This window comes from Variovorax sp. ISS6 (assembly GCF_056523145.1).
Map to the genome: position 1 here is coordinate 1,460,124 of NZ_JAWRZC010000002.1, position 22,975 is coordinate 1,483,098.

Here is a 22,975-nt window from a genome sequence, read left to right on the forward strand (position 1 = left end):
TTGCACGCAATTTCACCGGAATCCGTAGCTATACGTTTGTCCTCATCGAAGGCGCGAGCCAGCGGTATTCGAAGGGCGGTTGCAAGAAAAAGTAAGGTGCAAATCCAATATCGGAAATCGACACTGCGATTCCCCAATTGGGGTCAACTCAAAGGAGATTCGTGATGTCGACTAAACCTGGCTTCTACACAATCATCTCGTTTGTCGGTGGCGGTATCCGTGGTCTGCTCTCGGCCACCATCCTGCAGCGCCTGTACAACGCCGACACGGCGCTGCTGGACCAGACCAAGATGTTCGCGGGCTGCTCGACCGGCGCGATCATCAGCAGCGAATTGCTGGCGGGCAAGAAGCCCGAGCATCTGATCAAGCTGTTCACCGGCAAGGAATTGAGTTTCTACAACGCCATGAATCCCGATCCGAGAAAGCCCGCCTACTCGATCGACGAGGTGCTGGCCAGCCAGGAGGAGCTCCATGGCACGACACCGATCGCCAATGCGCGGCACGACGTGCTGCTCGTCTCGTTCAATGTCGGCGGCGTCGAGCCGGACCAGCATGACGGCAAGATGATGCCCACCCCGTGGAAGCCGATGATGTTCACCAACATGCTCGGCACGGAGCGGGACAGGCTCGACGGCCTCGAGGGCAATGCCGAGACCCTGATCGCGCATGCGGCGACCTCGAGCGGCGCCATGCCGGGGCAGCTCGGCTCGATGAACGGCAATGTCGATGGCGCCTTCTTCAACCACGACCCCACGGTCGCCGCGATCGCCCTCGCGGTGCGCAACGGCTACACGCTCGACCAGATCGCCGCGATCACGATCGGAACCGGCTACATGCCCTACTGGCTGCAGAGCGATACCCACGACTGGGGCGCCTCGCAGTGGATGAATGGCGACGGCAACCCCTTCGACAACATCACGCCCTTCCTCATGAACCAGAAGGGCGCGTCGCCGGTGCTGGACATGAGCCTCAACGGGACTTCCACGGAGCTCATGCCGAACATCGCCAAGATGCTGCTGGGCGACCGCTACGTGAACCTCAATCCGAGGCTGCCGTGCTTCATTCCCGAGAACTCGACCAACGACCAGGCGCTCTCGCTGCTGCAGCGCCATGGCAACAGCGTGGACATCACGGGCGCGCTGGCGCTGATCGATGCCTACTGGAAGCGGGACGTGGTGGCGTCAGGCCCGGCCGTGGGCCGCTCTTCGTCGGCGCCCGCGAAGACGGCGGCGCAGAAGGCCAGCCACATCGATCCGCTGAAGACGGAGTTCTTCATCCGCCACAAGGGCAACATCGTTCGCGTGCTCGACATCAAGGACGCATCGAATGCGTCCGGGGCGCAGGTCATCGCCTACAGCCGCAAACCCATGACGGACCCGAGCGTGAAGAACCAGCTCTGGAAGTTCGTGCCCTCCACCGAAAAGGACTGGTGGTACCTGGAGACGGCGATGGGAACGGGCTTCGTCATGACGTTGTCGGGCGGCGATACCGGCGTCGCGCCGAAGCTGATCGTCCAGGCGCGCCAGGACGCCGCACGGGACCGCCAGCTCTGGAGCCTGGTGTCGACCGAGGAGCTCGGCTACTTCTTCATCCAGAACAAGGCCGCGCCCGCCGACGTGCCGAGCGTGAATCCGGACTCGTACGTGCCCATCTGCATCGGCGTCGAGATCGACCACACCGAGGACTGCTACGGGGTGCCGCTGGACTACGAGCACGACACGCCGATGGCGTTCTGCTTCCTGCCGCCGGGCGACCAGCAGCTGTCGGCCGCTCGCTAGCGCGAGCGGGGTGCTGGCGGGTTCAGCCCTCCAGCACCTGCCGCACCTTCACCGCCAGCGCCTCCAGCGTGAACGGCTTCCCGATCAGCTCCACCCCCGCGTCGAGCACCCCGTTGTGCACCACCGCGTTGCGCGTGTAGCCGGTGGTGAACAGGATCTTCACCGCGGGCCAGCGGCGGCGCACTTCCTCGGCGAGCCTGGCGCCGTTGACCTCGGGCATGACGACGTCGGTGAACAGCAGCGCGATCTCGGGATGGGCCTCGAGCTGGCGCAGGGCGGCGGCGGCACCGTCGGCCTCGAGCACGCGGTAGCCGAGCTCGGTCAGCGCGTCGACGCTGAACTGCCGCACGGCCGGCTCGTCCTCCACCACCAGCACCACCTCCTGCATCTCGCCGAGCGGCACCTCGTCGGCGCGCTCGGCATCGGGATCGTCCGCGCCGGCGCCGGCGAAGCGCGGCAGGTAGACCTTGACGGTGGTGCCATGGCCGACCTCCGAATAGATCTTGACGTGGCCGCCGGTCTGCTTGACGAAGCCGTAGACCTGGCTCAGGCCGAGGCCGGTGCCCTTGCCGACGCCCTTGGTGGTGAAGAAGGGATCGAAGGCCTTGGCGATGACCTCCTCGCTCATGCCCATGCCGGTGTCGGTCACGGCGATCATCACGTACTGGCCCGAGGGCACGCCCAGGTGGGTGGTCGCATAGTGGCCGTCGAGGTGGGCGTTCTGGGTCTCGATGGTGAGGCGGCCGCCCTCGGGCATGGCGTCGCGCGCGTTCACCGCGAGGTTGAGGATGACGTTCTCGAGCTGGTTCGGGTCGGCGTGCGCGCGCCACAGGCCGCCGGCCAGCACGGTCTCGAGCTGCACCTCGGCGCCGAGCGCGCGGCGCAGCAGGTCGGACATGCCGGCCACCAGCTTGTTGGCGTCGATGGCCTCGGGCCGCAGCGGCTGCTGGCGCGAGAAGGCGAGCAGCCGCTGGGTCAGCACGGCGGCGCGGCGCGCGCCGTCCATGGCCGATTCGGTGTAGCGCTGGGCGCGCGGGTCGCTGTCGCCCATGCGGCGCTTGAGCAGCTCGAGCGAGCCCATGACCACCGCCAGCATGTTGTTGAAGTCGTGCGCGATGCCGCCGGTGAGCTGGCCCACGGCCTCCATCTTCTGCGACTGGTGCAACCGCTCGTGCGCGAGCTCGAGCTCGGCGGTGCGCGCCTTCACGCGCTCCTCGAGCTGGGTGTTGGCATGCTGCACGGCATCGAACAGCCGCGCGTTGTCGATCGCGATCGCGGCCTGCGCGGCCAGGCCGACCATCACGCGTTCCGAGCGTTCGCTGAACATGCCGGTCTGCACATGGCCGAAGAACAGCCCGCCGATGACCTCGCCCGAGCGCGAGACCACCGGCACCGCGAGGTAGCTGCGCACCGGCAGGTGGCCGCGGGGCATGCCCTTGTTGGGCGGGTTCTGCGCATAGCGCGGGTCCGCGAGGATGTCGTCGGAGCGGATCACGCCCTCGCCGCGGAAGGTGGGCGCGAAGACGGGCGTGGCGCGCGGCATGCCGAAGTTCTCGAAGGCGGCGCGGTCGGCGCCCGAGAGCGAATAGAGCATGTAGCGCTCGCCGGCCTCGTCGAGCACGTTGTAGAAGAAGGCGCCGAAGCTCGCGCCCGTGAGCTCCACGCCCGCATCGACCACGTGCTGCACCAGCTTCTGCAGGTCGAGCTCGGCCGCGATCTGCGCGCCGGTGGCGTTGATGATCTCCAGCGTCTGGGTCTCCATCGCGAGCCGGTCGCGGCTGTCGCGCAGCCGCGCCTCGACGCGCGCGCGCTCGGCCGCGTCCCAGGTGCGCTCGGCGGTCAACTCGGCCAGTTCGATCTCGTTGGGCATCCACGGCCTGGGCGCGGCTTCGTGCAGGTAGAAGACAGCCCGCAGCGCGCCCGCGCGCAGCAGCGGCACCACGACCAGCGCGCGCGTGCCGATGCTCTCCCAGGTGTCGGCATACGCGCCGCCCGCGCGCGCATCGGCGCGGAAGTCCGCGATGACGAGGGTGCGCCCGGCCTTGAGCTCGGCCACCACCTCGGGGCCGAAGCCGTCGAGCACGCGCGATTCGCCCGCGAGGCTGGGCAGGGCGCCGGCGCTCCAGTCGCGTGCCACGGTCACGTTCTTCTGCGTGGCATCGACCACGCCATAACCCGCGCGCCCCACCGCGAGGTGGCGGCCCAGCAGCTCGGCGGCGGCGCGGGTCACGGCCACCGGGTCGGCGAGGTCGCGCACCGTGTCGCTGAGCTTGAGCAGGAAGCGCTCGCGCTCCTCCACCGATTTGCGCTCCGAGATGTCGCGGTAGAAGATCGCGAGCCCGTCGCCCGAGGGATAGGCGCGCATCTCGATCCAGGCGCTGCGGCCGCTGGGCCAGGTGTAGAAGTGCTCGATCTCGACGCGCCGGCGCTCGCCCATCGCCTGGCGATAGAGCTGGCCGAAGGCGCTCTCGAAGGTGCCGGGCCAGGCCTCCCACAGGGTGCGACCGATGATCTCCTCGCGCGAGCGCGTCTCCAGCCGCATGCCCTCGGCGTTGATGGCCAGCACGCGGTAGCCGGCATCGACCAGCACGAAGCCCTCGGCCATGCCCTCGAGCACGCCGCTGGCGCGCGCTTCGCTCTCGCGCAGCGCGGCTTCGGCGCGGACGCGCTCGGTGGTCTCGATGACGATCGCCAGCACGCCGGCGGGGCGGCCGCTCTCGTCGAGCACCGGCGAGTAGTCGAGGTTCATCCACACCGGCTCGGGCTTGCCGTGACGGTGCAGCACCAGCTCCTGGTCCTTGAAGGCCAGGGTGCCGCCCGCCAGGCCGACCTTCATCACGTGGTCGTTGAAGTCCGCCACCTCGGGCCAGCCCTGGCGCACCTCGGAGCCCAGCAGCTGCGGATGGCGGCCGCCCGCGAACACCGAGTAGGCGTCGTTGTAGATCATGAAGCCGGGCTCGCCCCACAGCATCACGATCGGCACCGGCGAGCGCAGCAGCAGGCTGGTCGCGGTCCGCAGGCTCTGCGGCCAGGTGGCGATCGGCCCGAGCGAGGTGCGCTCCCAGGGGAAGTCGCGCACCAGGCGGCCCAGCTCGCCGCCGCCCTCGAGGAAGGCCAGGTGCGCGCGTTCCCCTTCGTCGTCCGTTCGCTGCGTGTTGCCGGAACCGTCCACCATTGCCTGCGCCTTTCGTGGGCGAGCCGCAGCCTCGCCGTCGCCGCCGCCTCGTCGGGCGGAATAGCCGGCAAATATAGAGGGGCGCGGTGCCGGCGGGAAGTCAGCGGGTTTCAGGCCCGGCCGAGGGCGGACGCTGACAGGACGGGAGCCTGTCCGCCACGCGCGCCGTTCAGCGCTGCGACTTGCGCAATCGGTGGATCAGGAACGCCTCGAGCAATTCGGCCGCCTTGCGCCCCGGCAGCGGCGCGGTGGCCAGCCAGGCCTCTGACTCGGGCAGCGCGGGCAGGCCTTCCTTGGCGCCGAGGATGCGCAGCCGCTTGGAGATCGTGGCCTCGCGGAACACGCCCACCGCGATGCCGGCGCGCACCGCGGCCTCGAGGCCGGTGACCGTGGTGCTGGTGTAGGCGATGCGCCAGGGGATGCCGGCGCGGTCGAGCGCATGGGTGGCCCAGTCGCGCAGCATCGCGCCCTCGGGATTGAGCGCCAGCGGCAGCGGCCGCTGCAGGTGCGTCGACGAGCCCGGCGCGGCGGCCCAGACGATGCGCGACTTCGACAGCGGCAGCCCTTCGCCCGAGCCGACCGGGCCGATGCCGATGACCATGTCGTAGCGCGCGCCCAGCTCGGCGTGCATCAGCGACGACACGCCATGCTGCAGCTCGACGTGGATGCGCGGATGCAGCCGGCAGAACTCGGCGATCAGCGCCGGCAGCACGCGCGTGGCGTAGTGCTCGATCGAGCCCAGGCGCACGCTGCCCGAGACCTCCTGCGCATCGACGTCGCGAAACAGCTGGTCGTTGAGCCGCAGCATCTGGCGCGCCAGCGGCAGCAGCTGCAGGCCCTCGGCCGTGGGTACCAGCTTGCGGCTGCCGCGCTCCACCAGCTGCACGCCGAGCTGCTCCTCGAGCCGGCGCATCTGCATGCTGACCGCCGACTGCGTGCGCGACAGCGCCTTGGCCGCGGTGGTGAAGCTGCCGATGCGCACCAGCGTGTCGAACACGCGCAGCAGGTCGATGTCGGCCGTGTGGCTGCGCGGGGCGGGGGTGTTCGGGGTCGGCATGGGGCCTCGATTCAATCACGGAACGTGATGGAAGCGATCATCAAACATCACGTTCCGAGCTGAATTGCGGGTCAAGAATGAGGCCTCACGGGACCTCATGAGCCCGAACAGGAGACCGCATCCATGCCTCACCCCTCGTCCTTCTCGCCGCCGCGGCGGCGCCTGCTGCAGGGCGCGCTCGCGGCCTCGGTCGTGCCCGCCTGGGTGCGGCCGGCGCGGGCCGCGGCGCCCTGGCCGCAGAAGCCCGTGCGGCTGGTCGTCGGCTTTCCGCCGGGTTCCTCGCCCGACGCCCTGGCGCGCACCGTCGCCGATCCGCTGGCGCAGGCGCTGGGCCAGGCGGTGATCGTCGAGAACAAGGTCGGCGCCGCCGGCACCATCGGCGTGACCGCGGTGGCCCGGGCCACCGATGGCCACACCATCGGCCTGACCGGCAACGGCCCGCTGACCACCGCCAAGCTGCTCAACCCCGCCGTGCCCTACGACGTGGCGCGCGACCTGCGCCCGATCTCGCTGGTGGGCAGCAGCCCCTTCGTGCTGGCCGGCAGCACCGACATGCCCGCCACCGACCTGCACGGCCTGCTGGCCCATGCCCGCTCGCGCGGCGACCGGCTCAGCTACGGCTCGGTCGGGCCGGGCTCGGGCTCACACCTGGCGATGGAGCTGCTCAAGACGCTGAGCGGCATCCAGGCGGTGCACGTGCCGTTTCCGGGCTTCCCGCAGGTGGCGACCGCGTTGATGGGGCAGCAGATCGACCTGTCGTTCATGATCCCGTCGATCGCCGTGCCGCAGGCGCGCAACGGGCGGCTGCGGCTCTATGGCGTCAGCACCGCGGCGCCGTTCCCGGCCTTCGCGGACCTGCCGCCGCTGCAGTCGGCGCTGGCGGCCGGCCAGTCCTTCGACGTGGCCTCGTGGAACGCGATCTTCGGCCCCGCGAGCCTGCCGGCGCCGGTGGTGCAGCGGCTGTCGGAAGAGATCGCGCGCATCCTGAAGGCGCCCGAGGTGCGGCAGCGCCTGTTCGACCAGGGCTGGCAGGCGCTGGGCACCGCGCCCGAGGCGCTGACGCGCACCATCGCCCAGGACACGGCGATGTGGGGCGGCGTGATCCAGCGCACCGGCGTGCGCGGCGAATGAGGGGCCGCGCATGAAACGCCGACACCTCCTCTCGGGCGCGGCCGGCATCGCCGGTGCCGGGCTCGCATCGGCCGCCCTCGCGCAACCGGCGCGTGCGGCACAGCCCTCCACCTTCGTGCTCGTGCACGGCGCCTGGCACGGCGGCTGGTGCTGGTCGCGCGTGGCGGCGCGGCTGCGCGAACGCGGCCACGCGGTGTACACGCCCACGCTCACCGGCCTCGGCGAGCGCCGCCACCTGATCTCGCCGCAGATCAACCTCGACACGCACGTCGAGGACGTCGTCAACCTGCTGCAGTTCGAGGAGCTCGAGCGCGTGGTGCTGGTGGGCCACAGCTACGCGGGCATCGTGATCTCCGGCGTGGCCGACCGCGTGCCGCAGCGGCTGCGCCAGCTCGTCTACCTCGATGCCTTGCTGCTCGAGTCCGGCAAGAGCCTGTTCTCGGATTTCCCGCCGGCCGTGGTCGAGCAGCGCCTCAAGGCCATCCGCGAGACGGGCGGCGGCGTGGGTGCGGCCGCCGCGCTGCCGCCCGCGGCCTTCGGCGTGAAGGACCCGGCCGACGCGGCCTGGGTCGCGCGCCACCTCACGCCGCAGCCCGTGGGCACCTACCTGCAGCCGCTGCTGCTGAAGGCGCCGCTGGGCAACGGCCTGCCCAGGACCTACATCGAGTGCACGGGCGACCCGATCGCCACGCTCGAACCCACCAAGGCGCGCGTGCGCGCCGATGCCGGCTGGCAACTGCGCACGCTGGCCACCGGGCACGACGCCATGGTCACCGCGCCCGCGGCGCTGACCGAACTGCTGACCGATCTCGCGGCCCCGGCCGCTTCGTCCTCCTGATTGACCTGAATGAAAGCCTCGCGATGGGAACCCTGACCCCCGAAGAACGCCATTTTTTCCGCTCCGACGTACACGCACGCCAGGGCGAGCGCCGCACGCGCCAGCCGCACGGCCACATCACCGAGCCGGCGCGCCAGGTGCCGGTGCACGAACGCTGCGACGTGCTGGTGCTCGGCGGCGGACCGTCGGGCGTGGCGGCCGCCGTGGCCGCGGCGCGCAGCGGCGCGCGCACCGTGCTGCTCGAGCGCTACAACCACCTGGGCGGCCTGTCGACCGGCGGCCTCGTGATCTGGATCGACCGCATGACCGACTGGTCGGGCCGGCACGTGATCCAGGGCCTGGCGGCCGAGTTCATGGACCGCCTGGGCCGCGAGGCCGTCGCGGGCCCGCCGCGCGAGGACTGGGGTTCGCGCGACGCCGCCAAGGCCGAGCACTGGTCGCTGCGCACCGCGGCCTTCCATGGCGTGGTGACTCATTCGCCGACCATCGACCCCGAGATGCTCAAGGGCGTGTATCACCAGATGGTGCGCGAGGCCGGCGTCGACCTGATCCTGCATGGCTGGATGGTCGCGCCGATCGCCGAGGCCGGGCGCGTGACCGGCGCCGTGTTCGAGAGCAAGCAGGGCCGGCGCGCCATCCTCGCGCGCGTGGTGGTCGACACCACGGGCGAGGGCGACCTCTACGCCGCCGCAGGCGCGGCCTTCTCGTCCGACATCGACGCGCACGACATCCACCACTGCATCAACACCTCGTGGCTGTTCGCGGGCGTCGACATGCGGCGCTGGCTCGACTTCCGCGCGCACCAGCCGCAGGCCTACTCGGCGCTGCTGGCGCGGGGGCGCGAGACGCTGGGCAGCTTCGAGAAGCCCATCGTCTCCTGGCGCGACGACGTCGCCACCTTCCTCGGTCCGCGCAAGTCGGGCTTCAGCGCGCTCGACGTCGACGAGATGACGCAGGTCGAATGGGAGTCGCGCCGCAGCATGGCCGAGCACCTGGCCTTCTACCGCGCGCATGCGCCGGGCTTCGAGCAGGCCTGGACTATGCTGATGGCGCCGCAGATCGGCACCCGGCATGGCCGGCGACTCGCGGGCGTCAAGAGCGTGCGGCGCGCGGACTGGGACGCGGGCGCGGTCGAGGCCGACGAGATCGGCATCAGCCCCAGTCCTTCGCCGAAATTCCCGAACATCTCGGTGCCCTACGGCGCGCTGGTGCCTGAGCGGCTCGACGGCGTGCTCGCCGCGGGCAAGCACATCTCGTGCGACACCAACTCGCACGGCTTCATGCGCGAGATCCCGCAATGCTGGCTCACGGGCCAGGCGGCCGGCACCGCGGCCGCGCTGGCGGCCGATGCGGGCGTGCTGCCGCGCGAGGTCGACGTGGGCCGGCTGCAGGCGCTGCTGATCGCGCAGGGCGTGCCGCTGCGCCAGACCGCGCCGGTGGCACCGGAAGCGCAGGCAACCGCATGAGCTTCCGGCTCGCACTGGCCCATCTCGGCATGCTCGATGCGACGCCGCCGCGGCTGCTCGAGGCCGCGCATGCGGCGGGCTTCGCGGGTGTCGGCATCCGCCTGCTGCCCGCGCGCCTCGGCGAGGCGCCGTTCCCGATGGCCGTGGGCGGCGCGATGCTGCGCGAGACGCTGGCGCGGCTGAGCGACCTGGGCATGGCGGTGCACGACATCGAGATCGCGCGCATCAAGCCGGACTTCGACGCCGCGGCCCTGGCCGGCGTGCTCGAATCGGCACAGGCGCTGGGCGCGCGCTGCCTCATGGTCAATGTCGACGATGCCGATCTCGCGCGCGCCGCCGACGGCATCGCCGCGCTGGCCGAACGGGCGCGGCCGCACGGGCTGTCGCTCGGCGTGGAGTTCATGGTCTACACCGCCGCGCGCAGCCTGGCCGATGCGCAGCGGCTGGTGGCCGCGGTGCCGGCGTCCGATGCACGCATCGTGGTCGATGCCTTGCACTTCTGCCGTGCCGGCTGCCAGCCTGCGCAGATGCATGCCGAGCGCATCGACCACGGCTTCATGCAGATCAACGACGCGCCCGCGCAGCGCCACCCGGGCCTCTCGCCCGCCGAGGAAGGCCGGGCCCACCGGCTGTTTCCGGGCGAGGGCGCGCTGCCGCTGGCCGCGCTGCTCGCCTCCCTGGCCGGCGATGCACTGCTGTCGGTCGAGGCGCCCAGCGCCATCCGCATGGCCACGATGGATCCGCAGGCGCGCGCCGCGGCCGCCTATCGCGCCACCACGTCATTCCTGCAACGAAACGGCTTCGCCCATGCCTGACAACACCCTCGACTGGAACGGCCTCAAGCTCGACGGCAGCACCGCCGTGCTCGGCATCATCGGCGACCCGATCGCGCAGGTGAAGGCGCCGCTGCCGCTGACGCAGCGCCTGCAGCGGCGCGGCCTCAACGCCGTGCTGGTGCCGCTGCATGTGCGCGCCGACGACGTGGCATCGCTGCTGCAGAGCTTGCACGCGGTGCGCAACCTCGCGGGCATCGTCGTCACCGTGCCGCACAAGCAGCAGGTGGCGGCATTGCCGATCGAGCTGATGCGCGCGGCGCGCGAAGCCCGCGCCGTGAACGTGCTGCGCCGCCATGGCCAGGGCTGGCAGGGCGAGCTGCTCGATGGCGCCGGCTTTCTCGCGGGCCTGGTGCGCAACGGCTTCGAGGTGCGGGGCCGCAGCGTCGGCCTCGCGGGCGCCGGTGGCGCGGGCAATGCGATCGCCTTCGCGCTCGCCGCCGCGGGTGCCGCCTCCATCGACATCCGCGATGCCGACGATGCGAAGCGCGCCGATCTCGTCGCGCGACTGCGCGCGCTCGGCTGCAACGCCGGCGCATGGGATGGCGAGAGCCCGCGCGACCTGCTCGTCAACGCCACGCCCGCCGGCATGCGCGCGGACGATCCGCTGCCGATCGCGCCCTCGGCGATCCGCGCGGGCCAGGCGGTGGCCGACGTGATCATGGAGCCGCCCACCACCGCGCTGCTCGCGCTCGCCGAATCCATGGGCGCGCGCATCGTCCATGGTCGCCACATGATGGACGAGCAGCTCGAGGCCATGGCCGACTTCTTTGCCGAGGTGCTGCGATGAGCGCGCCCTTCTTCCCCGGTTTCGAGGCGCGCAACATCGAACTCGGCGATGCGCGGATTCACGTCGAAGTCGGCGGCAGCGGACCACCGCTGCTGCTCCTGCATGGCTACCCGCAGACGCATGTGGCCTGGCACCGTGTCGCGCCCGTGCTCGCACGGCATTTCACCGTGGTCGCGCCCGACCTGCGCGGCTATGGCGACAGCACCGGGCCCGCCGGCGATCCGCTGCACCTCAACCACTGCAAGCGCACGCTGGCCGCCGACCAGCTCGCGCTGATGCGCGCGCTGGGCTTCGAGCGCTTCGCCGTCATGGCCCACGACCGCGGCGCGCGCGTGGGCTACCGCCTGGCGCTCGACACGCCCGAGGCCGTGCGCTGCTTGGTCTCGCTCACCGTGATTCCCACCGAGGAGATGTGGAAGCGCGCCGGCATGGCCTTCGGGCTCAAGGCCTTCCACTGGTACCTGTTCGCGCAGCCCTTCGACCTGCCCGAGCGCATGCTGCGCGCCGATCCCGCCTACTACCTCGACTGGACCCTGCGCAACATGGTGCAGAAGGTCGACGCCGTCACGCCCGAGGCGCTGGCCGAATACCACCGCGCCTTCGCGAAGGAGTCGGTGCGCCACGCGATGCTCGAGGACTACCGCGCCGCCGCCTCGATCGACCTGCAGCACGACCGCGAGGACCTCGCGGCCGGACGTCGCCTGGCCTGCCCGGTGCAGGTGCTGTGGAGCGCGTCGAACACCGCGCGGCCCGACCCGGCCGAAGTCTGGAAGACCTGGGCCGACACCGTGGAGGGCGGCACCGTCGACTGCGGCCACCTGATGGCCGAGGAGGCGCCCGACGAGGTGCTGGCGCGGGTGCTGCCCTTCCTGCGGCACCATGCCTGAATGGGTGCACCCGGATTCACGAAGGAGAAGAAGACCATGAGAGACAGGACCCTGCGTTCGCACCTGCTGGCGCCGCTGTGCATCGCGCTGGCGCTGCTGCAGTCTGCCCTTGTGCACGCGCAACCCCAGCCACCCGTGCGCCTGAGCGGCCTGCAGGACGCGGCGCTGACTCGCCAGCAGGAGTTCTTTCCATCGACCGCGTTCGAGACCGTGCATGCGGGCGGCTGCGGCGTGATGGAGGGCATCGCCACCGCATCGGACGGCAGCGTCTATTTCACCGAGATCACGCGCTCGGTCGGCTGCAGCGACGCCAGGGGCGTGCAGGGCGGCCGCATCTGGATGATTCCGCCGGGCGGCCGGCCGCGCGTGTTCCGCGAGCCCAGCAACATGGCGGCGGGCCTGGCCATCGATGCGCAGGACCGCCTGGTGGCGGCCGAGGGTGCCGACTTCGGCGGTCGCCGCGTGTCGGTGACCGATCTGCGCAGCGGTGACTACCGCGTGGTCGCCTACTTCCACGACAACCGGCAGCTCAATGCGCCCAACGACGTGGCCATCGACCGCGCGGGCCGTATCTATTTCTCCGACCTGCGGCTGTTCGGCCCCGAGACCATCGAGCAGCGCATCCATGCCGTCTACCGCCTCGACCCGCCGGTCGCGGGCAGCGGCGCCAAGGGCCTGTGGCCCATCGCCCGCATCCTCGGCGACAACGCCAAGGTCAACGGCGTCGAACTCTCGCCCGACGGGCGCACGCTCTACGCGGGCCTGTGCGACCCCGGCAGCAACGCGCTCGGCGAGCAGGGCCCGGCCCCGCTCGACCGCACCGGCTCGGGCGGCCTGCTGGCCTATGCGCTCGATGCCGAGGGCAATCCTGGCGCGCCGCGCGTGCTGCTCGACCTCGAGAAGGCCGGCTGCGTCGACGGCATGGCCACCGACACCGAGGGCAACGTCTACCTCGCGCTGCCATCCTCGCCCGGCGGGCCGGGCCTCTACGTGCTCACGCCCGCGGGCCAGCTCGTGGCACGGCTCGTGCTGCCGAACCGCGAGAGCCCGGTGAACGTGGGCTTCGGCCGCGGGACTGAGGCGAACATGCTCTACGTGGCGACCGTGGGCGTGGGCAAGGTGTACCGGCTGCGCGTGGGCAAGAGCGGAGCTGCACCCGCGCCCTGAGGTCGAGGGCTCTCGTCAGGGCTGCGCCTGACCGCGCGGCCGCATGCCGGTGGCGCGCTTGAAGGAACGCGAGAGCGCGAGCCCGTTCGAGTAGCCCACCTGCTGTGCCACCTGGTCGAGCGTGAGCCGCTGCTCCTTCAGCAGGCGCGCGGCGATGCGCATGCGCGTGTGGAAGAGGTAGCGCAGCGGCGGCAGGCCGAACTGCTGGCTGAAGCGCGAAGCGAAGGCGCTGCGGCTCAGGTGGCACAGCGCCGCCAGCGCATCGACGGTCCAGTTGCGCGCCGGATGCTCGTGCATCGCGAGCACGGCCGTCGAGAGCTGGCGATCGCGGCGTCCGGGTGCAGCTTCCAGTCCCACCGCATGGGCCGGGTCGGCGAAGTGGCGCGACAGCAGCATGCGCAGGATGCCGTTGATCGAAGGCCCCATCGCTATCGCATTGCCGGCGTCGAGGTCGGAGATCCAGCGCACCCAGTCGACCACGCGCGCATCCCCGGCGCCCTCGCCGGCCTTGCAGAGCACCACCTCGGGCAGCAGCGCCATCAGCGGGTGTTCCATCAGGGCGCTGGTCTCGAAGAAGCTGCCCGCGACGAGCGCGTCGTGCTCGGAGCCCACCGCATAGACACCATGGCGGTTGCGAAAGCCCGCGCGAACCAGGTCCTCGATGCCGCGCGGCACGACCTGTTCGTCGCGAAAGACGAGGTGCACGCCGCCACGCGGCAGGAACAGGATGTCGCCCCTGTTCGCGAGATGAATCCCATCGGCCATCCGCACGCGCCAGCCGTCGTCGCAGAACACGTACAGCGGCGCATGCGAGCGGCTGCGGACCTCGACTGCGTCGTTCTTCGCGCAGCGGTACTGGAAGCTCAGCACCGGCTCGAACCAGAGGCGTGCGATGAGCCGTTCGGTGTCGGGTGCGGTCTCGTGCGGGGCTGCGTGGTGGCGCCCGCGCTTGAAGGTCTTCGACATGCGAGGAAGAAATCGGAAAACAGCGGATGCTAGTGATCGCGCGCCTGCTTGACACTCCGCCGGAGGTCCTAGGGCGCCCCTTGCCGCGTTGGCCATTGGCGATAGACCTTAGGGTGCGAGGATCAGCACCAGCGTCTGGCTCGGCGCGATGCGCGCGCCCATGGCGTTGGTGCTGTTCTGCATGGTGGTGCTGGTGAGGCGGGTGGCGGGCATGCCGTTGAACAGCACGGTGTTGGCACCGGTCGTGTGCCGGCTCGGGCCCATCACGGTGCCGGAGGCCACGCCGAGCAGGACGCCGGGGTTGTCGCCGTTGGTCATCGGAATCGTCGTGGCGAGGTTGTGCGCCGGCCCACCCATGATCAGGATCGTCGGACAGTTCGGGATGGCGGTGGGTCCGAGGGCAATGTCCGTGTAGGGCACCGGGATCGGGGAGGGCGCGGCCGGCGTCATACAGACGTCCGGAAAGGCCATATCGGTCCCCATCAACTGGCAGTTCGCGAACATGCGATCAACCGAAATGGATCTGGCCGCCGCGCGCCTTCACCAGCTTGCTTCCGTCCACCATGGTGTGCTGCGACTTCAGGTGCATGAGTGTTTCGGCCTCGACCTCGACGTGACCAGCACTCACACGATCGAGCCCTGTCGTCGAGCGTGCGTAACTTTCGCTGAAGTGCTGCACTCGGGTCATTGCGCTCGACAGCGTGGAGGCGATGAGCTTGATGGCGCCCGCTATGAAACGAAGCCCTTCGACCACGACATGCGCCCGATCTGCCGTGACGTCAATGGAGCGGGTTGCCATGTGGAATTCCTCGGCGTCGACGGAAAATCGGTTGACGGCTATGGCGAGGCTGCCCTCGACGTTCCAGGTCACTGGACCGCTGGAGAGATGCAAGGGCGCCACGGTGGCATGGCCCGTCTGTGCCTGGCGAGCGAGGATCGACCCGATCCAGGCGCCATTTGCACCTGCGTCGAGACAGGACACGGTGTCGCCGAGTGCTGGAACGACCAGACAACTGAACGAGACGCGAGCTTCCAGTGAGCCTTGCTCGCTGACGACCGTGAAAAGGTCGTCCCGCATATCAACGATGACGCCGACACCCCAATGAGCGGTCGTTCGATGCGATTCCCTTGCGCGGAGCCTCCGGCGAGAGCGATGGGAAATGGGGATGGAGCGATTGGCGATGGTCATGGGGTTCAAGATGCTGTGAACAGGGTGGGTCTCCAGGAGTCGGCGCGCTCCAGATACGCATCGGGCGCTATCGCCCGGGAGTAGTCGACCCCGATCGCACCGCCGAGCTGGGCGCGATGCAGAACGGAGCGCTGGAGCACCGCGCCAGAGAAATCCCCTTGTGCGAGATTCGCGTGACTCAGGTCTGCATGGGTGAGGTCGGCTCCGATCCATCGGCCGCCTGGCATATCCGCTTGAGCGAAATGCGCCTGCCGGAGATTCGCACCGTCGAAGATCGAACCAGGAAGCTTGGCGGCGCTGAAAAGGCTCTGCGGCAACTGGGCGCCAGTGAAATCGCAGCCCTGCCCGTGCGTGCCGCAAAAGATGCTCATGGGCGCCTGGATCCCACGGAAACGGACGTCCTCGATCTGAGAGTCCTGGAAGTTGCATTGCGTCAGCGTTGCCTCGGAGAAGTCGCATCCGGAAAGGTCGAGGTTGGCGAACTGGCAACCTTCGAGGCGGAGGCCGGAGAATCGTTGACCCGGCAAGCTCGATTTGAAGAAGACGGTATGGCGAAAGCGAGCCCCTTCCCATGTAGGGTTCACCACGTCGCTTTCCAGCAAGCTCGCGTGTTCGAGATCGGCGCCATCGAGCGATACGTCGTGCAGGCGACATTCGCTGATCACGGACGAGACAAGACTGGCGTCGCGGAATACGGCACCGGAGAGATTGCAACGCGTCAGGGTCGCCATCGACATCACGGCACGTGCGAGCTGGGCGTGGCTCAAGTCGCAAGTTGAGAGCTTGGCTTGGTGAAGAAAAGCCTGTCGCAGATCCGCATGTGTCAGAACACATCGGTCGAAAACGGCGCCCCGAAGCTGCGCGTCGGAAAGTAAGGCACCACGCAAGTCGCATTGATCGAACACGGCTTCGCGCAGGTCTGCGTTTCGAAGATCGACCTGAGCAAGACATGTCTTCGTGAAAATGATCGCCCCCAGCGATGCCCCTGCATAACTCTTGCCGCGCAGATTCCGCTCCGAGATGACTTCGCCCATCAAAGCTGCGAGCGTGAGCACCTCGGGGCTCATTGACCGCCCCCCGTTTCGGCCGCCTTGCGCCGCGGCCAGGTCTTCGCACGTGTCAGAAGTGCGCCCTGCAGTTGCACGGATCCGTCGATCAGGATGCTGGAGAGATCCGCACCGAAGAGATTGCTGTCGCGCAGATCGGTATTTCGAAGATCCGCGTTCTGAAGGATGCAGTCACGCAGATTCGCGCTCTGCCAGTTTCCCCCTCGAAGCACCGACCGAGTCATCAGTGCGCCGCGCGCGTCCGAAGCCCGACCATCGCAACCCGTGAGCAGCGCGCCAGAAAGGTTGGCACCTCGCAAATCACTCCTAACCAGAGATGCTCCCTCCAGATTCATGTCGGAGAGGTTGGCATCGCGCAGAACAGCCCGCGCGAGGTTGATGCCGCCCATTCGCGTGGTGCTCACGAAAGACGCGCTGGTTGCTTGTGCCGACACCAGTTGTGCTCCTTCGAGGTTGCAATCGATGAAGGAGCTCCCATCGAGCCTCGCACCGCCGATTCGCGCATTTGAAAGATCGCATTCGATGAAGGAACAACCGCGGAGATCGGCTTCTTCCAGCCGCAGCGAGCGCAGGTCCATCTTGTAGAAGGTCTGGCCTTCTGCGTAAGCCTCGCGGCCATCGGTGGCATTCCATACCGTATCCATCCAGAGGGCGCCTTTGAGCCTCGCCCCTCGCAGATGGGTGCGCTCGAAACGGCAGTGCGACAGGATCGCTCCCTGAAGATCGGCACGGTCGAGCACCGTGCCGACGAGGCCGGCCCGACCGAGGTTGGCCTCGCGAAAAGACGCGTCGATGGCGATGGCGCCGTCCAGCTTGGCATGCGCCAGCACTGCGCGGGAAAAATTTGAACCCGAGAGGTTGCAATGCGAAAAATCGGCGCTCTCCAGATGGGCCCCGCTGAAGTCGACGCCGCTCAGATCCATGTCGGAGAAGTTCGCGCCGGTGAAATCATGGAGCATGAAGTTCCGCAGACCCAGGGTATGTGCCCGAACCATCTCCACCCGCAATCGTTGCGCGTCTTCGCCATTCATGCATGCAGCAGGCGATTGCATATGGGCCGATTGCAGGTAACCCTGGCGTTCCGCGTCCTGCTTTCTGAGGAGATTCGGAAAAATCGCGGCTTCGTCGAACGGCTTCCCGGTGGCGGCAAACATCTGCCGGAGTTCACCGAGATGCTGCGTGGCGTTGTACAGCGGAGGACCGCGATGCCCGCCGGAAAAAATGGGGATGCCTTTGGTTTTCTCCAACTCCAGCGCGCGTTCCAGCAAGGAAAGCATGTCTTCGAGCGCCGCGAGCTGCTGTTCGCGCGCTTCGACGAGCTTGCGTTCGACATAGCCGGCAAGCTTCGCTCCGGTTGGAACGGGCTCTTCGGCAGGCATGCGAAGGCCCATTTCGTCGGGGTCCTTTCCGAGCTTGCGAAGCTCCGCGCGAGCCAGCTCGAAGTCGATGCTTGATCGCCTCCGTTCGACTTCCGCTCGCATGCCATCACCAGCAAGAACGGCCTGCGTCGCCTCGGATTCGGGGTCCGAGTGATCGAGGTCTTCCGGGAGGAGGTCCGCGTCGTTCAGGGCATGGATGGCGCCCATCTGGGGATCGGCGCGTTTTTTCAGTACGTCGAGATAGTGAGCATCGTCCTTTTCGCTCCCGATGCGCTCCACGGCGGCCAGCAACTCCACAATGTCGGTCCCGTCGATTTCGCGCACCGATGTGATGCCCTGGAAGATCAGGATTGCGCGTTCTGCGTGCGGGAAGAACCAGACGGTGGTGAGCCGGAGCGGCACCTCGAGGAACTCGTTTTCACTGCCATCGATGGGCTGCTTGCGGGCGAATGTGCGTGCGCGCAATCCTGGCAGCTTGCCGTCGATGCGTTCCTTGGCGGGGTGCATTCCTTCGAGGCAGAACTCTTCGTCTCCGGCCAAAGGCGTTTCCAGCCACTGATCGGACGGCGCGACATTGAAATGGCGCCAGTCGATATCGGGAGCGAAGCCGGGCGCGTGTTCGCGCAGATAGCTGTCGTCGTAGGTTCCGCGCAGTGCGGCCCGTGCGGGATGTTGAGAGTCCAATGCGGAAAAGCCCGCGGGCTCTGTCTGCTGCCGCGGCGAGACCAGGCGATCGTTGGGGCTCTCGATGTTCGGAAGGCGATGCACGCCGTCCAGTTCCTGTGCGCCGATACCGCAGGGGTTGGCCATGAACCCCGTGCCTCCAAAGGCTCTTCGCCACGAAAGGGGCAGCTTGTCAAAGGCTTGGGGCGTGGTCGGGGTGTTGCCCGCCCAGTGCCGGTCACCGAAGACCAGCAGAATCTTCTCCTTCCCACCGAGTCGTGCGCGTACGGCGCGTGCGTGACTGCCATCGCCGGGAGGATAGACATGACCATGCACCAGAAATTCGGGCGTCAGCTTGGCGATGCCTTCGTCGATCAGTGGTGATTCCGTTTCGCCCGCGAGGAAATTCCACATGGACTGTTCGCCCCAGAGACGTCCTTGCTCGCCTTGATCGAAGGGGACGTGGAGCATGGCACTGATGGACATCCCGTGACGCTTGCGAAACGTGAAGGGACGAGTGGTCAGACTGATCTGGCCGGGTTTGACGACTTGCATCTGCTTCAGCCTTTGGGTGGCGATTTGTCAGGGCCAGGGGGCATGTCCTGTATCGGTGGTGGCTTGGGCGATGAAGGCGGTTGCTGAGGGTTTCTGCGCGCGTGGCGTTCGTGGTTGTGTTCGTGGCGGTTGTCGAGGCCGCCATACAGGAAATGATCGGGTGCGGCGTCATCCGCATTGATCGAATCTGGCTCCTCGACCTTCCATTTCTCCGCCAAATCCACCTCTGCTGGATCCGCGGCAGCAGACGCAAGCTCTCCAAGGACCGGCACATATCGGATCCAGTTGCCCCCCGAACGCCTTTCAAGTGCGTCCGCCAGTGTCTCCATGCGATGAGCCAGTCCCGTGAGCTCCGCATTCCATGCCATCGTGGATGCCGCTCGCATCTCCGCGACGGCTTTCTTGTACTGTTTCAGGGTCTCCGCTCGGTCGGCGTAGTAGTAGCCGAGTCCGCTCAAGGCGCCGCTGACCGTCATGAGCATGGCCCATCCGCTGGCGTCCTTTGAGGCGACGGAAGGAGGTCCACCGTATGGTTTTCCGCCTTTCAAGGGGGTGATGTTGATGAGGCCCGTATGGACCATCTTGATGCTGCCTATCTCGATACCGGTGCCAGCGACCGTTTCGAGTCGCAAGGCGGCTGCGTTCTCTATCTGCAACCCCAGGAAGTTCGAGATGCTGATCCCCATCGCCGTTTCAAGGCTGAGTCCGCCGAAGGAGGTTCGCGCGATACCCATGTTCGCTTCACTGTTCGAACCGATGTAGCCGCTGGAATTCGATCCGATCACCGTCTGATTCGACCCGATCGAAGTCTCGTTGATGTCCCCCACCGCAAAGGTGCTGACATTCGTATTGCTGATGACCTTCACCTCATTGGCAAGGATGGAGTAGGGGCCCTTCGGACTGGTGACTGCCGTCGAGTTGGCACCCGTCACGACGAAGTCGTAATGCGCCGCCTCGAAGCGAATGTTCCGCGCCTTGAACGAGTAGTCCCCGCCGACGGTGACCGTCTTGTTCCCGAGCACGTCGCGCGTCTCGTCGGCTCGCGTGATGTCCACGCGCTGCCCGCCGACGTCGACCTTCGAATTCTTCTGCACCGTGAGATTGCGGTCTGCGTCCACGAAGGCATCCTGCTTGCCCACCACGTGGTGCAACTGGTCCTTCTTGATCGTCTGCTTCTGCATGCCGTCGACGATCGAGCGGTCGTTGTTCGCAACGTGCACCATGCGGTCGTGGCCCACCTGCTGCGTCTGGTCGTGGTCGACGGTCAGGGCCTGGTCGCGGCCGACGTAGGTTGCATCGTCGCGCTCGACCACCCGCCGCATGTCCCTCTCCGCATGCACCGACAACAGCTCCTCCCCCTTGCGATCCTCGAACTGGATCTCGTTGTAGTTGCTCGCATCGCCCCCGGGCGTGGAGCGCGTGCGGAAGCCGCTCTGCGTGGGCGACTTGTAGGGGATCGGCTGGTCGTCGTTGTAGACCCGTCCCACGATCACGGGCCGGTCGGGGTCGCCATTGAGGAAGTCGACGATCACCTCCTGACCGATGCGCGGCGCGAAGTAGCCGCCCCAGCCCTTGCCGGCCCAGGGTTGCGACACGCGCACCCAGCAGGTCGACTTCTCGTTGCTCTCGTCGTAACGGTCCCAGTGGAAGTGCACCTTCACGCGGCCGTGTTCGTCCACGTGCAGTTCGTCGCCTTCTGGGCCGACCACGATCGCGGTCTGCGGGCCGGGCATGGTCACGCGCGGCGTGAGGCGCGGCGGGCGGAACGGCAGCTGCATCGGCAGCACGGTGAGGAAGAACACGCAGACGCCGCGCTGCGCATCGTGCAGCGTGCGCTCGGTGCGGATCAGCTCGTCGAGCACGCCGTCCGCGCCATCGTTGACCGCGTCGCCCGCGATCAGGCCGCACAGCCGCTCGGCATGCCATTTGCGCGTGCGCTCGTCGTCGGCGCCTTCATGGCCCGGATGGGTGATGACGAAGCTGCAGGCGCCGATCAGGTGTTCGCCGCGCGCCAGTTCGGGCGCATCGCCCTCGAGCACGAAGCTGCGGCCCACGCCCACGTCGGGCCAGGTCGTCACGGCCCAGTGGCGGTCGCGGCGCGCGATCAGTTCCTCGCCGCGGATCCTGGCCGTGGCCTCGGCGTGCTCGACGCTGAAGTAGTCGCCCGGGTATTCGAAGTCCTCGAACTCGGCGAGCTCGTGCTCGTCGGCGGCGTCGATGGTGGCGCCGATGTTCTTGCGGATGGCCTTGAAGTCGCTGTCGCGCGCCGCATGCTTGCCGGTGTCGAGGCGCTGCGTGGAGATCCAGCGCGTGATCTCGTTGAAGCGCGCCTCGCCCGCGACGTCGGTGTAGTGCAGCACCGGCGTGGCCGGCAGGCGCTTGTGCGCGACGAAGCTGGTGTCGGCGAGCTGCAGCCGGCCCGGCTCGTCGTGCGCGTCGAACCAGTAGTAGATGCCTTCGGCCTCGAGCAGCCGCGAGAGGAAATCGTGGTCGCTCTCCTGGAACTGCACGCAGTAGCGGTGCGGTTCGTGCGCGCCGATCACGCCGTCGGCATTGGTCTTGCGGATGCGCCGCGCCGGGCTGTCCTCGAACACGCCGCTGAGCACATCGAGCACCGGCTTGTCCTGGAAGATGCGCGAGTTGCGCCGCTTGGTCAGCAGCCAGAACCAGGAGCGCAGCGTGATGCGGTAGCGGTGGTAGCGCCCGGTGCGGCCTTCGCGCAGGAAGCGCACGGCGTGCCCGTGGCAGTGGCGAGTGTGCGGGAGCTCATGGGCATCGATGAAGTCGATGCCGATGTCGAAGGCGCGGCCCAGGATGTCCTTGGGTTGCACATGCCCGTTCTTCGACAGCACCGTGAGTTCGTAGACCGCGGCGCGCGACAGGCCCTCGTGGCCGATGAGGCTCCAGAACATGAGGTCGTTGGCGACGGGGGAGTCGGTGTCGATACGGATGTCGTGCGTGTGCATGGGTCATCGATTGTTCGAAATCGGCGGGCGCGGCGCGATGGTCGTTCCGCTCGAATGGATGGCCGCGCGTCCTGCAATGGCCGCGAATTCCTCGGCCGCAGCCGTTCGCTTCAAGGTTTCACCCCCACGAGCCGCAGGAGATTGCCGCGCGCCACCAGTTCCCGCGCCTCGGGGGCGAGCTGGCCCAGGAAGTTCTGCACGCTCGCGAACTTCATGGCTTCGGCGTCGGCCGAGCGGTGGCTCGCGTCGGTGCCGATCAGGAAGCGGTGGGGCTGCGCCTCGATCAGCGCGAGCCATTCGGGCCAGACGTTCTGGCCGTCGCGCAGCACGGTGTAGTCGGGCGAGCGCGGATGGCGCGGCCAGGTGCGCGCGCTGAGTTCGTAGTGCAGGTTCGGATGCCGATCGAGCAGCCGCCGCGCGAGGAACAACGGCGTGTAGCCGCCATGGGCCCAGATCACCGGCACGTCGGGAAAGCGCTCGAGCATCTGTTGCAGCTCGGCCATGCGCGTGGATTCCACGTGCACCATCACCGGCAGCCGGTACTTGCGCGCGAGCGCCATGATGCCGGTCATGGTCGCGCCGGTCGGGCTGTAGTCGGTCTCCGCGAAGCCCGATGCCGGGAAGTGCGCGGCCGAGATCTCGCCGATGCCCTTGTAGAGACCGGTGGCCAGCAGCGCGTCGAGCTGCGCGAGCAGGGCCGGATCGTCGGCGCTCCAGCCCGGGCGGTAGATGCTGCGCTCGGGCGAGATCGAGGCGAAGGGGATCAGCCGGTCGGGATGGCGCTTCGCGGCCTCGGCCACCGAATCGTTGCTGCTGCGCCCGCCCCAGAACACCACGGCATGCGTGGCGCCCCAGCGGTCCATCAGCGCGAGCTGCATCGCGAGGTCGTTGAGATGCACATGCGCGTCGGCGAAGGTGATCATCGGCGCGGCGGAGCGCGCATCGGGCATCGGCGCGGTCTGCGACCAGGCCGGCAGGGCCGCGGCCCACAGCAGGCCTGCGCGCAGGCAGAGCGCGCGCGCCAGGCGGTGCAGTCGTTGTCGATCGGTCCATTGCATGGCGTGTCCT

General features: G+C 68.3%; 17 protein-coding genes. 8 read left to right on the forward strand and 9 right to left on the reverse strand.

All coding sequences use genetic code 11. The features are described from left to right. Window positions 1–164: 164 nt before the first annotated feature. Window positions 165–1,778, forward strand: a complete 1,614-nt coding sequence (locus AC1HIL_RS38480; RefSeq protein ID WP_479669605.1) for a patatin-like phospholipase family protein — start codon at window positions 165–167, stop codon at window positions 1,776–1,778. A 22-nt stretch (window positions 1,779–1,800) separates the two neighbouring features. Here the strand turns inward: AC1HIL_RS38480 and AC1HIL_RS38485 are convergent, their stop codons facing one another. Both AC1HIL_RS38485 and AC1HIL_RS38490 read right to left on the reverse strand, forming a co-directional pair. Then, entirely contained in the window at window positions 1,801–4,953 is a 3,153-nt protein-coding gene (locus tag AC1HIL_RS38485; RefSeq protein WP_479669604.1) for a PAS domain-containing protein, read from the reverse strand. Window positions 4,954–5,122: 169 nt separating this feature from the next. Continuing rightward, window positions 5,123–6,010, reverse strand: coding sequence for a LysR substrate-binding domain-containing protein (locus AC1HIL_RS38490; RefSeq protein WP_057589983.1), 888 nt, complete (start codon window positions 6,008–6,010; stop codon window positions 5,123–5,125). A gap of 123 nt (window positions 6,011–6,133) precedes the next feature. Here AC1HIL_RS38490 and AC1HIL_RS38495 point away from each other — a divergent pair, with 123 nt between their 5' ends. From AC1HIL_RS38495 to AC1HIL_RS38525, 7 genes are read left to right on the forward strand one after another with little or no spacing between them, the layout of a single operon-like run. Continuing rightward, on the forward strand, window positions 6,134–7,141 hold the full coding sequence (locus tag AC1HIL_RS38495; RefSeq protein ID WP_479669603.1) for a Bug family tripartite tricarboxylate transporter substrate binding protein: 1,008 nt from the start codon (window positions 6,134–6,136) through the stop codon (window positions 7,139–7,141). A 10-nt stretch (window positions 7,142–7,151) separates the two neighbouring features. Next, entirely contained in the window at window positions 7,152–7,979 is an 828-nt protein-coding gene (locus AC1HIL_RS38500; RefSeq protein ID WP_479669602.1) for an alpha/beta fold hydrolase, read from the forward strand. Window positions 7,980–8,002: 23 nt separating this feature from the next. Next, window positions 8,003–9,445, forward strand: coding sequence for an FAD-dependent oxidoreductase (locus AC1HIL_RS38505; protein WP_479669601.1), 1,443 nt, complete (start codon window positions 8,003–8,005; stop codon window positions 9,443–9,445). Continuing rightward, window positions 9,442–10,260, forward strand: coding sequence for a sugar phosphate isomerase/epimerase family protein (locus tag AC1HIL_RS38510; protein WP_479669600.1), 819 nt, complete (start codon window positions 9,442–9,444; stop codon window positions 10,258–10,260). Before AC1HIL_RS38505 ends, AC1HIL_RS38510 begins: the two co-directional genes overlap by 4 nt. After that, window positions 10,253–11,068, forward strand: coding sequence for a shikimate dehydrogenase family protein (locus AC1HIL_RS38515; RefSeq protein ID WP_479669598.1), 816 nt, complete (start codon window positions 10,253–10,255; stop codon window positions 11,066–11,068). Before AC1HIL_RS38510 ends, AC1HIL_RS38515 begins: the two co-directional genes overlap by 8 nt. Next, window positions 11,065–11,955: an alpha/beta fold hydrolase gene (locus tag AC1HIL_RS38520; RefSeq protein WP_479669597.1), complete on the forward strand. Its 891-nt coding sequence runs from the start codon at window positions 11,065–11,067 to the stop codon at window positions 11,953–11,955. The genes AC1HIL_RS38515 and AC1HIL_RS38520 overlap by 4 nt, the downstream gene beginning before the upstream one ends. A 36-nt stretch (window positions 11,956–11,991) precedes the next feature. Beyond that, window positions 11,992–13,122: an SMP-30/gluconolactonase/LRE family protein gene (locus AC1HIL_RS38525; RefSeq protein WP_479669596.1), complete on the forward strand. Its 1,131-nt coding sequence runs from the start codon at window positions 11,992–11,994 to the stop codon at window positions 13,120–13,122. A gap of 15 nt (window positions 13,123–13,137) precedes the next feature. Here AC1HIL_RS38525 and AC1HIL_RS38530 read toward each other — a convergent pair whose 3' ends face one another. The 7 genes from AC1HIL_RS38530 to AC1HIL_RS38560 all read right to left on the reverse strand — a co-directional run bounded on the left by AC1HIL_RS38530 (window position 13,138) and on the right by AC1HIL_RS38560 (window position 22,965). Beyond that, window positions 13,138–14,088 carry a helix-turn-helix transcriptional regulator gene (locus AC1HIL_RS38530; RefSeq protein ID WP_479669594.1) on the reverse strand — a complete coding sequence of 317 codons (951 nt, stop codon included), beginning with the start codon at window positions 14,086–14,088 and terminating at the stop codon, window positions 13,138–13,140. 108 nt (window positions 14,089–14,196) lie between these two features. Continuing rightward, the gene (locus AC1HIL_RS38535; RefSeq protein ID WP_398491755.1) at window positions 14,197–14,592 is read right to left on the reverse strand and encodes a DUF4150 domain-containing protein; all 396 of its coding nucleotides are present in this window, start codon (window positions 14,590–14,592) and stop codon (window positions 14,197–14,199) included. Between the two features lie 4 nt (window positions 14,593–14,596). Beyond that, window positions 14,597–15,277: a DUF3540 domain-containing protein gene (locus AC1HIL_RS38540; protein ID WP_479669593.1), complete on the reverse strand. Its 681-nt coding sequence runs from the start codon at window positions 15,275–15,277 to the stop codon at window positions 14,597–14,599. A gap of 5 nt (window positions 15,278–15,282) precedes the next feature. Then, on the reverse strand, window positions 15,283–16,344 hold the full coding sequence (locus AC1HIL_RS38545; RefSeq protein WP_479672810.1) for a pentapeptide repeat-containing protein: 1,062 nt from the start codon (window positions 16,342–16,344) through the stop codon (window positions 15,283–15,285). After that, on the reverse strand, window positions 16,341–18,941 hold the full coding sequence (locus tag AC1HIL_RS38550) for a DUF2169 family type VI secretion system accessory protein (RefSeq protein ID WP_479669591.1): 2,601 nt from the start codon (window positions 18,939–18,941) through the stop codon (window positions 16,341–16,343). The genes AC1HIL_RS38545 and AC1HIL_RS38550 overlap by 4 nt, the downstream gene beginning before the upstream one ends. A gap of 5 nt (window positions 18,942–18,946) precedes the next feature. After that, window positions 18,947–21,907: a type VI secretion system Vgr family protein gene (locus AC1HIL_RS38555; RefSeq protein WP_479669590.1), complete on the reverse strand. Its 2,961-nt coding sequence runs from the start codon at window positions 21,905–21,907 to the stop codon at window positions 18,947–18,949. A 110-nt stretch (window positions 21,908–22,017) separates the two neighbouring features. Further along, window positions 22,018–22,965, reverse strand: coding sequence for an amidohydrolase family protein (locus tag AC1HIL_RS38560; protein WP_479669589.1), 948 nt, complete (start codon window positions 22,963–22,965; stop codon window positions 22,018–22,020). Window positions 22,966–22,975 lie beyond the last annotated feature (10 nt).

What these genes read in the sequence shown, in the direction of transcription:
- AC1HIL_RS38480 (WP_479669605.1), top strand. Translation starts at nt 165, where the DNA reads ATGTCGACTAAACCTGGCTTCTACACAATCATCTCGTTTGTCGGTGGC.
- AC1HIL_RS38485 (WP_479669604.1), bottom strand. Translation starts at nt 4,953, where the DNA reads ATGGTGGACGGTTCCGGCAACACGCAGCGAACGGACGACGAAGGGGAA.
- AC1HIL_RS38490 (WP_057589983.1), bottom strand. Translation starts at nt 6,010, where the DNA reads ATGCCGACCCCGAACACCCCCGCCCCGCGCAGCCACACGGCCGACATC.
- AC1HIL_RS38495 (WP_479669603.1), top strand. Translation starts at nt 6,134, where the DNA reads ATGCCTCACCCCTCGTCCTTCTCGCCGCCGCGGCGGCGCCTGCTGCAG.
- AC1HIL_RS38500 (WP_479669602.1), top strand. Translation starts at nt 7,152, where the DNA reads ATGAAACGCCGACACCTCCTCTCGGGCGCGGCCGGCATCGCCGGTGCC.
- AC1HIL_RS38505 (WP_479669601.1), top strand. Translation starts at nt 8,003, where the DNA reads ATGGGAACCCTGACCCCCGAAGAACGCCATTTTTTCCGCTCCGACGTA.
- AC1HIL_RS38510 (WP_479669600.1), top strand. Translation starts at nt 9,442, where the DNA reads ATGAGCTTCCGGCTCGCACTGGCCCATCTCGGCATGCTCGATGCGACG.
- AC1HIL_RS38515 (WP_479669598.1), top strand. Translation starts at nt 10,253, where the DNA reads ATGCCTGACAACACCCTCGACTGGAACGGCCTCAAGCTCGACGGCAGC.
- AC1HIL_RS38520 (WP_479669597.1), top strand. Translation starts at nt 11,065, where the DNA reads ATGAGCGCGCCCTTCTTCCCCGGTTTCGAGGCGCGCAACATCGAACTC.
- AC1HIL_RS38525 (WP_479669596.1), top strand. Translation starts at nt 11,992, where the DNA reads ATGAGAGACAGGACCCTGCGTTCGCACCTGCTGGCGCCGCTGTGCATC.
- AC1HIL_RS38530 (WP_479669594.1), bottom strand. Translation starts at nt 14,088, where the DNA reads ATGTCGAAGACCTTCAAGCGCGGGCGCCACCACGCAGCCCCGCACGAG.
- AC1HIL_RS38535 (WP_398491755.1), bottom strand. Translation starts at nt 14,592, where the DNA reads ATGTTCGCGAACTGCCAGTTGATGGGGACCGATATGGCCTTTCCGGAC.
- AC1HIL_RS38540 (WP_479669593.1), bottom strand. Translation starts at nt 15,277, where the DNA reads ATGACCATCGCCAATCGCTCCATCCCCATTTCCCATCGCTCTCGCCGG.
- AC1HIL_RS38545 (WP_479672810.1), bottom strand. Translation starts at nt 16,344, where the DNA reads ATGAGCCCCGAGGTGCTCACGCTCGCAGCTTTGATGGGCGAAGTCATC.
- AC1HIL_RS38550 (WP_479669591.1), bottom strand. Translation starts at nt 18,941, where the DNA reads ATGCAAGTCGTCAAACCCGGCCAGATCAGTCTGACCACTCGTCCCTTC.
- AC1HIL_RS38555 (WP_479669590.1), bottom strand. Translation starts at nt 21,907, where the DNA reads ATGCACACGCACGACATCCGTATCGACACCGACTCCCCCGTCGCCAAC.
- AC1HIL_RS38560 (WP_479669589.1), bottom strand. Translation starts at nt 22,965, where the DNA reads ATGCAATGGACCGATCGACAACGACTGCACCGCCTGGCGCGCGCGCTC.